We start from the raw sequence: 10,147 nt of genomic DNA, 5'->3' as shown, positions 1-10,147 counted from the left end.
GGGGATAGTTGCCCCTGTTATTGAGTTTCTTCGGTATGACCGTCATGGTGCTGACCAAACTCGACCCCACCGACCTGGCGTTCCTGTTCGGCCCCCATCTGGTGGAGGCCGCCGAACCACAACTGGTCGTGAAGCTTCTCACCAACAAGTCCTCAGAGGGAGAACTGCTGGTCCAGCGTCCCGACGGGATGTTGCTACAGCGTCGCGTGTTCCGAGGATGGAGCACCATGCCACCACCGCTCCCTCCGTTCGCCGTACTCGACCATCTCTACCTGGTGATGCGTGCCGTCGTCATGGCCAAGGACGACATGACGGTCGCGCTGATCGGCAGTGCCTGCTCGCCCGGCGCCGGCGTGGCGGCCGCACTGGCCGGCCGGTCCTGGCGGCCGGTGTCGGGGCAACTCCTCGTGGTCGACCGGACCACCGGGCACACCCTTCCCTTCCACATCCCGCTGGACCTGCGCGGCAGCGCCCTGGAGTCGGCGAGAAGCGGCGGGTTGATCGGCCAGGAGCCGGACCCGGCGATCTGGCGGCAGGCTCATCCCGCACTGGCCGGGGAGTCCGTCCTGGTCCGCCCCGAGCGGCTGGGCCCGCCCGTCCCGATCACCGCCAGGCTGGCCCCACCCACGCTGGTCAGGCTCTGCCAGGGGGACGACGACCGCTGCAGGCTCGAACCCTGGTCGTTCCAGCCGCACATCTGGCCGCCGGCCGCCACGGAACTGGCCGACGCGCCCCGCTACCGGCTGCTCATGCCGGAGTTCGGCGGCGCGGAGGAGGCCGCGGCACTCATCGACGACAGGATCCAGAAGGAGCCCCCATGCCACGGCGGACCGCGTACGGACCGGGAACACCGTGCTGGGTTGATCACATCACTGTCGACCTGACCGGCGCGAAACAGTTCTACGGTGACCTCTTCGGCTGGGAGTTCACCAGGGAGAACAGCCGCGGATACCACCTGATCACCCTGCGTGGAGAGATCATCGGTGGCCTCGGTCCCAGCCCGATGGGCCCGGCCTTCGGCTCGTCCTGGAACGTCTACCTGGCCGCCAAGGACCTCGGCCACACCCGGACGGAGGTCGGGCGCCTGGGCGGCCGGATCGTGATGGGCCCGGTGCCCGCGGGCGAGAACGGCCGACTCTGCCTGGCGGTCGACCCCTCGGGGGCGGCGGTCGGCTTCTGGGAGGGCGGCCGGGACGAGGGCGTGGTCCTGGTGGACGAGCCCGGCGCCCTGTGCGCCTGCGAGCTGCACACCTCCGGCCGGGAGACGGCGACGGAGTTCTACCGGAGCCTGTACGGCGACGCGCCCCTGGTGATCCGCCCCTCCGCCAGAACCGGCTGGGTGCCGTTCTTCGGTGCCGGCGCCGGTGATGGCGACGGTGCCGGTGCCGGTGCCGTCGCGGCGGCTCTGGCGGCCGGGGCCCGCCCGCTGGAAGGCGGACTGCTCGCCGACCCGCTGGGCGCGGTCTTCGGCCTCACCACCCTAAATTAATCCATAAATGCGTATAAATACGTATTAACAATATTCACCGCACCTTGCGAGGATTAAACGGTTAGCAGTTTTCCTGCGGGAGGAGTATTCCATGGCGCCTGACGTGGTGGTCATAGGCGGCGGCCCGGCGGGAGCGATCTCCTCGGCACTGCTGGCCCGGGCCGGCGCCCGGGTGCGCCTGCTGGAACGGGACTTCTTCCCCCGGTACCACATCGGCGAGTCGATCTCCTCTTCCTGCCGGGCCATCATCGACCTGGTCGGCGCGCGGGAGAAGGTCGAGGCCCGCGGCTACCAGGTCAAGGAGGGCCTGCTGCTCCGCTGGGGCGCGGAGCGCGACTGGACGATCAACTGGCCGGACCTCTTCGGCGACCAGGTGCGATCCTGGCAGGTGGACCGCGCCGACTTCGACGACGTCCTGCTCAAGCACGCCGCCGAACAGGGCGTGGAGGTGGTCCACGGGGCCCGCGTGAGGAAGGTCGGCTTCGACGACGGCCGCGCCGTGGGCGTGGAATGGGTACACGAAGGGCACCGCCAGGAGACCGCGGCCGACTTCGTGGTGGACGCCTCCGGCCGCGCCGGCGTGCTCTCCGCGCAGCACTTCCGCAACCGGCGGCCGCACGACGTCTTCCGCAACGTCGCCATCTGGGGCTACTACCGGGGCGGCGCCCTGCTGGCCGACACCCCCAGGGGCGGCATCAACGTGATCTCCTCCCCCAACGGCTGGTACTGGGTCATCCCGCTCAGCGGCGACGTCTACAGCGTGGGCTTCGTCACCCACAAGGACCAGTTCCTGGCCCGCAGGTCCGCCTTCTCCTCGCCGGACGAGATGTTCCTGACCCTGGTCGCGGAGTCGGAGACGGTCGCGGAACTGGTGGCGAGCGGCGACTTCCAGGGCCAGGTCCGCGTCGAGCAGGACTTCTCCTACTCGGCTGACGGTTTCTGCGGCCCCGGCTACTTCCTGGCGGGCGACTCCGCCTGCTTCCTGGACCCGCTGCTCTCCACCGGCGTGCACCTGGCCATGTACAGCGGCATGCTGGCGGCCGCGACCATCCTGTCCGCGCACGCGGGGGAGGTCACCGAGCGCGAGGCGCTGGGATTCTACGAGTCCCACTACCGCAACGCCTACGGCCGGATGTTCTCCATGGTCGCCGGCTTCTACGAGCAGTACCGGGGGAAGAACAGCTACTTCTGGCTGGCACAGCGCCTGGCCAGGGGCCAGTATCCGGAGCTGATGAAGAAACGCGTCCGCGGCGCCCAGGCGCCCACCGACGGCGCCTTCGCCTCGATCACCGCGGGCCTGACCGACCTGGACGACGCCACCCGCGTCGGCGGTGCGGTGCCGCTGGACGCGATGGTGCTGGCAGGCGAGCTGACCGCGGGCCAGGACCGCGAGAACACCGCCGACAGCGCCGGCGCCGCCGGGCTGTATCTGGTCACCGAGCCGAGGCTGGGCATCGGACGGGCCACCGAGCCGGTGTCACCCCACTGATCAGGGGCCGATCAGGGACCGGTCACGGGCCGAGGGCGGCGGCCAGCTGGTGCCGCCCTCGGATACCGAGCTTGCGGTAGATGCGGCCCAGGTGAGTGTCGATGGTGCGCTTGCTCAGGCAGAGCCGCTCGGCGACCTCCATGCTGCTCATGCCCTGCCGTACCAGCTCGACGACCCGCTGCTCGGCGGGGGTGAGCAGGATCTGGGCCTGCGCCGGCCGCGCGTCCGGCGCGTGCTCCGGGCTCGCCGCCGGTTCGGCGGCGATCGTACGGGCCGCGGTGTGCTCGCCCAGCGCGTTGTACGCCTTGGCGGCGTGCGCGCGCCAGGGCAGGCAGGCGGGATTGGTGATGCCGCGGGCGGAGAGCCGGTGCCCGCAGTCGAGGAACAGGCTCAGCGCGGTGACGTGGTCGCCCGCCGCCGCCGCGATCAGTCCCTGGACCTCCAGGATCAGGCTCTTGATCAGGGGATGGGCGTCCGCGGGCATCGTCATCTCACGTACCAGCTCCGCGGCGTCCCGGGTGCGGCCCATCCGGATCAGGGCCCGCGCGCCACAGGCGCGCGCCGCCGTGGTCAGCACCCGCGCGCCGATCCGCTCGGCCCCCTCCCGCGCGTCGAGCGCGTCCCGCAGGCTGTCGTCCGAGTCGCCCCGCCGGTGGCCGATATCGGCCCGCAGCAGCAGCCCGAGCGCGTGCAGATCCGGCTGGTCCCAGGTGCGGGCGTCCTGCAGGATCCTGCCGCACACGGCCAGCGCCTCCTCCGGGCGCCCCGTCCAGCCGAACGCCAGCGCGGCGCCCACCAGCCCGGTCCCCGCGGGCCGATCCCGGCGGGAGCGTTCTCGGCAGGCCCGCGCCGCCAGCCGCCTGGCGGTGCCCGGATGTCGTCCGCTCGCCGCGACCATCGCCGCCAGCGCGCCGGCCAGCTCCTTGGCGGCCGAGTCCGGCACGCCCGACGAGGCCATCCGCACCGACCTGCGCAACCCGGCGCGGTACCCGGACAGCACTCCCTGCGCGGTCAGCCGGAGCAGCGGCTCCCTCGGCGGGTCCGCCATGCCCGCCAGCTCGTGGGCCACGGTGACGAACGGCCGGACCCCCACCGTGCTGGCGACCAGCGCGGGGCTGGCCAGGTTCAGCAGCGACCTGGCCCGCCTGACGGGGTCGGGCGCGGTGCTGACCAGCGTCTCCGCGTGCCGGACGCAGGCGTCCAGGTCGTGGCGGAGCTCGACCGTGCCGAGCTGCAGGGTCAGCTCGTGAATGGTGGCCGGATCGTCGGAGCAGGCCAGCGCGCGGCGCAGGTAACGGGTCGCGTCGTCGTACTCGCGGGCCGCGACCGCCTCGGTGGCCGCCCTGCGCAGCACCGGAACGCCCCAGTCGGAATCGGTGAGCATCAGGTGCTCGGCGGTCTGGGCGGCCGGCGCGCCCAGCCTGGCCAACAGCGCGGCCCCGCGTTCGTGCAGGCCGAGCCGGGTCTGGTTGTCGATGCGCGACAGTACGGCCGTGCGGATCAGCGGGTTGTGGAACCGCACGGGCGGCCCCGCCGTGATCAGCCCCGCCTGGGCGAGGGCCCGGCGGGCCTGCCGGATCTGCGGCTCGCCCTGACTCAGCAGGATCGCCGCCACGGTGACGTCGGTGTCCGGGCCCATGACGGCGAGCTGGGTGAGCAGTTCGTAGGCCACCGGGTCGTGGTCGTGCAGCCATTCGAGCACGGTGGCGGACAGGGCCGCCGTGCCGACCTCCAGCACCTGGTCGGGATCGGGCTCGCCCGGGCTGATCCTGGCCTGCCGCATCCGGCTGGTCAGCTGGCGCAGCACCAGCGGGTTCCCCTGCGAGAGCGTGTGGCAGAGCGCGGCCAGCTCCACATCGGGCGGCGCACCCAGCGCCTCGGCGACGAAGTCGGCCGTACAGGTGGCACAGAACGGTCTGAGCTGGACGAACCGCGCGTACGGCAGCTTGGCCAGATCCGTGCCCAGCCCGGCCGGGGGGCTGCCGGGCAGCGTGGCGATCATCATCACCGGCAGGTCGTCCAGGCGGCGCGCGATGTAGGAGAACCAGCGCAGCGACGGCGTGTCGGCGAAGGACAGGTCGTCGATCGCGATGACCACCGGCTGCTCCGCGACCAGGTCGCGGGTCATGTGGAACAGGCTGATCAGCAGGTCCTGGGTGGCGGCGCCGTCGTCGTCGGCGGCGGCGTGGTCGAACCGCCCGCGGGGCCGCTCGCCGGCGGACATCACCGGGTCGAAGAGCTGGCGGACCATGCCGTAGGCGAAATGGCTCTCGCTCGGGTGACAGCGCGCCCGCAGCACCAGACTGCGCGGGGGAAGCATTTCGGTCATGGCTCCGAGCAGGGAACTCTTGCCCATTCCGTTTCCGCCCAGGATCGCCGCGACGGTAGGGCGGCCGGCCCGTAGTTCGTCGAGAGCCTCTCGGAAGACAGCCAGTTCTCTGTCTCTGTGAAGAAGCGGTGCCATGCCTCATCGTCCCATTCTCCCGATACGGATCTCAACGGGTTCGGTACCCGTCTTTCTCGGCGATACCGGTTCAGGACCGGGCCACCGGCGCCGATCCCGGGCGTCCGGCGCGGTGATACCGAGGCGAATACGTCGGCGCCCTAAGTATCGGCCGCGCGATGCGTACGATTTTTTGCGCATTCACCATCCGGGTCCCCCCGTGTTTAAATCCGCACTGAAGAGGGTTGTCGAGAGCTTCATATAAAAAGGCGGATGCTGATGGAGAGTCCACGACTAAAAGCCCATTTCCATGTCGAGGTCGTGGACGGATCCCGGGTCTTCCTGTTCGCCGAGGGGAAGGACTTCCTGGTGCCGGGGAAGGCCGCCGCGGCGGTGCTCCCCTACCTCGACGGCCGCAGGACGGTGAGCGAGATCGTCCAGGAGCTGGCCGGGAGCGTTCCATTCACCACGGTGCTGACCACGCTGCGCCGCTACGAGGCGGCGGGGCACCTCGCGGAGGGCAGGCCGGACCTGCCGGAGAAGGTGCTGGCCTACTGGGACGCGCTGGGCATCGACCCGGCGGCCGTCACGAAGGGCACGCCGGTCACCGTCGCGGCCGCCGAGGGGGTGGACGCCGCCCCGGTCACGGCCGCCCTGACCGAGCTGGGGCTGAAAGTGCTCACCGGCGCGATCGACGAGGTGCCCGCCGAAGGGGTCTCGGTCGTGCTCGTGGACGACTACCTCGACCCGGCCCTGGAGCGGCGCAACGCCTCACAGCTGGCGTCCGGGCTCCCCTGGCTGCTGGCCAAGCCGGGCGGCGTCAGCCCGTGGCTCGGCCCCTTCCTCGATCCCGACCACACCGGCTGCTGGTCGTGCCTGGCGCAGCGGCTCAGCGGCAACCGCCAGCTGGAGCGCTACCTGGCGGGCAAGCGGGGCGAGCGGACGCCGTTCCACCCGGTGCGCGCGCAGATCCCGGCCGGACCGCTGGCGCTGGCCGGGATGCTGGCGGCCGAGGTCGCCAGGATCGTGGCGACCGGCGAGCCGGGCGCGCTCTGCGGCCAGATGGTCGCCCTCGACCTGGCGACCATGGAGACCAGCAGGCACGTCCTGATCCGCCAGCCGCAGTGCCCCTCGTGCGGCACGCCGCCCGACGACAACCCCAAGATCGTGCTCACCCCGCGGCAGGCCAACCACGTCACCGACGGCGGTTACCGGGTCGACCAGCCGCAGGACACGTTCGCGCGGCTGGAGCGGCACATCAGCCCGCACCTGGGCGCGATCACCAAGCTGGTCTCGATCGGTACCGACCCCAGCGGCCTGACCTACAGCTACGCCGCCGGCCACAACTTCGCCATGGTCAACGACAGCATGGACCTGCTCCGCCGCAACCTGCGCGGGCAGAGCGGCGGCAAGGGGCGCTCGGAGATCCAGGCGAAGGTCAGCGCCCTCTGCGAGGCGGTCGAACGGTACTCGGGGGTCTGGCGCGGGGACGAGCCCGTCATCCGGGCCGCCTACGCCGACCTGGATCCGGCGACGGCGGTGCACCCGGACCGGTTGCTGCTCTTCTCCGACGAGCAGCGGGCCGGACGCAAGGAGTGGAACGCCGACCCGGCGCACCGGCTGCAGCAGGTGCCCGACCCGTTCAAGGAGGACGTGCCGTTCGACTGGTCGCGGGCCTGGTCGCTGACCCGCGACGAGGAACGGCTGGTCCCCGCCGCCTACGGCTGGTACGGCCACCCCGACCTCTACCAGCACTTCTTCTGCATCGCCGACTCCAACGGCAGCGCGGCGGGCAACACCCTGGAGGAGGCCATCCTGCAGGGCATCTGCGAGCTGGTCGAGCGCGACTCCGTGGCGCTGTGGTGGTACAACCGGCTGCGCCGCCCCGCCTTCGACCTCGACTCGCTGGACGACCCCTACGTGGGCGAGCTGCGGGACTTCTACGGGGCCATGGACCGGGACCTGTGGATGCTCGACCTCACCACCGACGTGGGCATCCCGGTGTACGCCGCGGTCTCCCGGCGCCGCCACGAGGTGGAGGACGTCATGGTCGGCTTCGGCTGCCACCCCGACCCGCGCATCGCGGCGTTCCGCGCGCTCACCGAGCTCAACCAGTTCCTGCCGACCGTGGACCGGCGTGACGAGCAGGGCAACACGCTCTACCGGGTGGACGACCCGGAGATGCTGGCCTGGTGCAAGGAGGCCAAGGTCGACCGGGAGCCCTGGCTGCTGCCGGATCCCGGTCTCCCGCCGGTCACCGTCGGCCCACCCGCCCCCACCGACCTGGCCGTGTGCGTGCGCCGGTGCGTGGACTCGATCGAGGCGGCCGGATCCGAAGTGATCGTCCTCGACCAGACCCGTCCCGACCTGGAGCTGAACGTCGTCAAGGTGATGGCGCCCGGCCTGCGGCACTTCTGGCGCCGCCTGGCACCCGGCCGCCTCTACGACGCGCCGGTACGGCTCGGCTGGCTCGACCGGCCGACCCCCCAGGACGAGATCAACTCCTGGAACGTGTTCTTCTAAGCGAACGGTCCTCCCATGAACCCCATCATCGTCTCCCGGCTGCGCCGGGACGCGTCGTTCTCCGGTGAGCGCATCCAACTGACCACCACGGCTCTCGAACTGAGGAACCTGTCACCGGGACAGGGCACGGCCCTGAAGCTGCTGGCCGAGGGCGACCACGATGACGCCGCCCTGGCGGGCGCGGTCACCACGGCGGACGGCGAGGCGGGACTGCTCCGCTGGCACATGCTGTTCCGCGGGCTGAACACCTCCGGGCTGCTCGAACACGCCGCGGCGGTGGACGGCACCGCGGTGGCCAGGCTCTTCTCCGTCGGCCGGGGTCCGACGCTGCTGGCCGCGGCCCCCACCGGCCCGGTACGGCTGTCGCGCTTCGCCGAGGCGCGGGTGGTGGACGGCACGCTGACCCTGCAGACCCCCGGCCGCCACCTGGCCGTCGAACTGATGCCGCAGGCCGCCGGGCTGCTCGGCGAGCTGGCGACCTGGAACACCTCCGTACCCGCCCCGGTGCTGCGGCTGCTGGCCACGGCCGGCCTGCTGGCGCCGGGCGGTCCCGATGAGGACGTGGAGGTGGCCGAGCGCCCCTACGCGCAGTGGCACCCCGCCGACCTGGCCTTCCACTCCCGTACCCGCTTCCCCGCCTCGGTCGGCGGATACGGCGGGACCTATCCCATCAGGGACCGCTTCGCACCGGAGCCGGTCTCCCCACCGCCCGCCGGCACCCGGACCGTCGCGCTGCCGGTGCCCGACCTGGACGAGATCGCGGCCGGGGACCCGTCGCTCACCGAGGTGCTCGAACGGCGCCGCTCGATCCGCGCCCACGACCAGCGGAGACCGATCACCCTCGCCCAGCTCGGCGAGCTGCTCTACCGGAGCCTGCGCAGGCGGGGCACCATGACCGGCGGCGACGGCCAGGAACTGGCCGACCGGCCGTACCCGAGCGGCGGTGCCGTACACGAGCTGGAGGTCTACCCGCTGGTGACGGCGTGCGAGGGGCTGGCGCCCGGGCTGTGGCACTACGCGACCGACCGGCACGAGCTGGAACTCGTCGCCGAGCCGGGCAAGGCCACCGAGGCGCTGGTCGGCCAGGCTCGGGGCGCCGCCATGCTGGAGGCGGATCCACAGGTGGTGCTGCTGGTGGCGGCCCGGTTCGGCCGGGTGATGTGGAAGTACGAGACCGTCGCCTACCCGCTGGTCCTCAAGCACGTGGGCGTGCTCTACCAGACCCTCTACCTGGTGGCCACCGCGATGGACCTGGCCGTGTGCGGCCTGGGCGGCGGGGACGCCGCCGCCTTCGCCACCGCCTCGGGGCGCGACCCGCTCCTTGAGGGCACGGTCGGGGAACTCGTACTCGGCTCCCGGCCCCGGACGGAGGAGTAGACCGCGATGAGATTCCGCTACCAGGCGCTGCAACGGATGCGCGAGCCCGACGAGCTGGACTCCCCCACCCTGCTGGCCACCCCCCGGGGCTGGATCGCGGTCTTCGTCGTGATGATCGTGATGGCGGGCGGGCTGGTCTGGGCGTTCGTCGGCGAGCTGCGCATCTCGGTCGCCGCCCCGGGCGTGCTCACCCACCCGGGCGGCACGGCCCGCATCCAGAGTCACTACTCGGGGCTGGCCCGCCGCGTGCTGGTCCGGCCGGGCGACCGGGTGATCGTCGGTCAGTCCGTCGCCGAGCTGCAGGACGCCGACGGCAAGACCCAGGAGGTGGCCAGCCCGTTCACCGGCCAGGTGGTCGGCACCACGGTCAGCGACGGCCAGGTGGTCGCCGTCGGCACCACGGTCGCCACGGTCGAGCGGACCGACCTGCCCGACGACCGCCTGGTCGCCATGGTGTTCGTACCCGCCGACCGGGCGGCCTGGATCGCCCCCGGCCGCCCGGTCGACCTGGAGGTGTCCACCGCGCCCGCCGCGGCCTTCGGGCTGCTGCGCGGCCGGGTCACCTCGGTCAGCCGCTACCCCCTGACCGGTGAGGCGCTGGCCGGGCTGGTGGGCGGCGAGCTGGCCGCCAAGAGATACGCGGCGGTCCAGGCCCCCTTGATGATCATCGTGGACCTGATCCCCGACCAGGACTCGCATTCGGGGTACACCTGGTCGACCGCGCAGGGACCGCCCGTGCAGCTCGACTCCCAGGTGACCGTGTCGGCCTCCATCCACCTGGGCGAGCAGACGCCGTTCAACCTGGTGCTCGGGCGCTGAGCGGAGG

7 protein-coding genes are annotated in these 10,147 nt (G+C 71.9%); 6 read left to right on the top strand and 1 reads right to left on the bottom strand.

All coding sequences use genetic code 11. From position 1 onward, the window contains the following. Nucleotides 1-35 precede the first annotated feature (35 nt). From AB0K21_RS07975 to AB0K21_RS07965, 3 genes are all read left to right on the top strand, one after another. The gene (locus AB0K21_RS07975; protein WP_364148698.1) at nucleotides 36-884 is read left to right on the top strand and encodes a hypothetical protein; all 849 of its coding nucleotides are present in this window, start codon (nucleotides 36-38) and stop codon (nucleotides 882-884) included. Next, nucleotides 818-1,489: a VOC family protein gene (locus tag AB0K21_RS07970; RefSeq protein ID WP_364148696.1), complete on the top strand. Its 672-nt coding sequence runs from the start codon at nucleotides 818-820 to the stop codon at nucleotides 1,487-1,489. Before AB0K21_RS07975 ends, AB0K21_RS07970 begins: the two co-directional genes overlap by 67 nt. 91 nt (nucleotides 1,490-1,580) lie before the next feature. Further along, on the top strand, nucleotides 1,581-2,978 hold the full coding sequence (locus AB0K21_RS07965) for an NAD(P)/FAD-dependent oxidoreductase (RefSeq protein WP_364148694.1): 1,398 nt from the start codon (nucleotides 1,581-1,583) through the stop codon (nucleotides 2,976-2,978). A gap of 22 nt (nucleotides 2,979-3,000) precedes the next feature. Here the strand turns inward: AB0K21_RS07965 and AB0K21_RS07960 are convergent, their stop codons facing one another. After that, complete coding sequence (locus AB0K21_RS07960) at nucleotides 3,001-5,442, bottom strand: AAA family ATPase (RefSeq protein ID WP_364148692.1); 2,442 nt, start codon at nucleotides 5,440-5,442, stop codon at nucleotides 3,001-3,003. A 252-nt stretch (nucleotides 5,443-5,694) separates the two neighbouring features. Here AB0K21_RS07960 and AB0K21_RS07955 point away from each other — a divergent pair, with 252 nt between their 5' ends. From AB0K21_RS07955 to AB0K21_RS07945, 3 genes are read left to right on the top strand one after another with little or no spacing between them, the layout of a single operon-like run. Beyond that, nucleotides 5,695-7,944 carry a TOMM precursor leader peptide-binding protein gene (locus AB0K21_RS07955; RefSeq protein WP_364148690.1) on the top strand — a complete coding sequence of 750 codons (2,250 nt, stop codon included), beginning with the start codon at nucleotides 5,695-5,697 and terminating at the stop codon, nucleotides 7,942-7,944. Between the two features lie 15 nt (nucleotides 7,945-7,959). Next, entirely contained in the window at nucleotides 7,960-9,321 is a 1,362-nt protein-coding gene (locus AB0K21_RS07950; protein WP_364148688.1) for a SagB family peptide dehydrogenase, read from the top strand. 6 nt (nucleotides 9,322-9,327) lie between these two features. Continuing rightward, nucleotides 9,328-10,140, top strand: a complete 813-nt coding sequence (locus AB0K21_RS07945; protein ID WP_343962782.1) for an HlyD family efflux transporter periplasmic adaptor subunit — start codon at nucleotides 9,328-9,330, stop codon at nucleotides 10,138-10,140. Nucleotides 10,141-10,147 lie beyond the last annotated feature (7 nt).

The sequence above is a fragment of the Streptosporangium sp. NPDC049248 genome, assembly GCF_040678965.1.
In the GTDB taxonomy this organism is placed as follows: Bacteria; Actinomycetota; Actinomycetes; order Streptosporangiales; family Streptosporangiaceae; genus Streptosporangium; species Streptosporangium fukuiense.
Note: the sequence above shows the minus strand (reverse complement) of the source record. Positions and strands in the feature narration are given on the sequence as shown.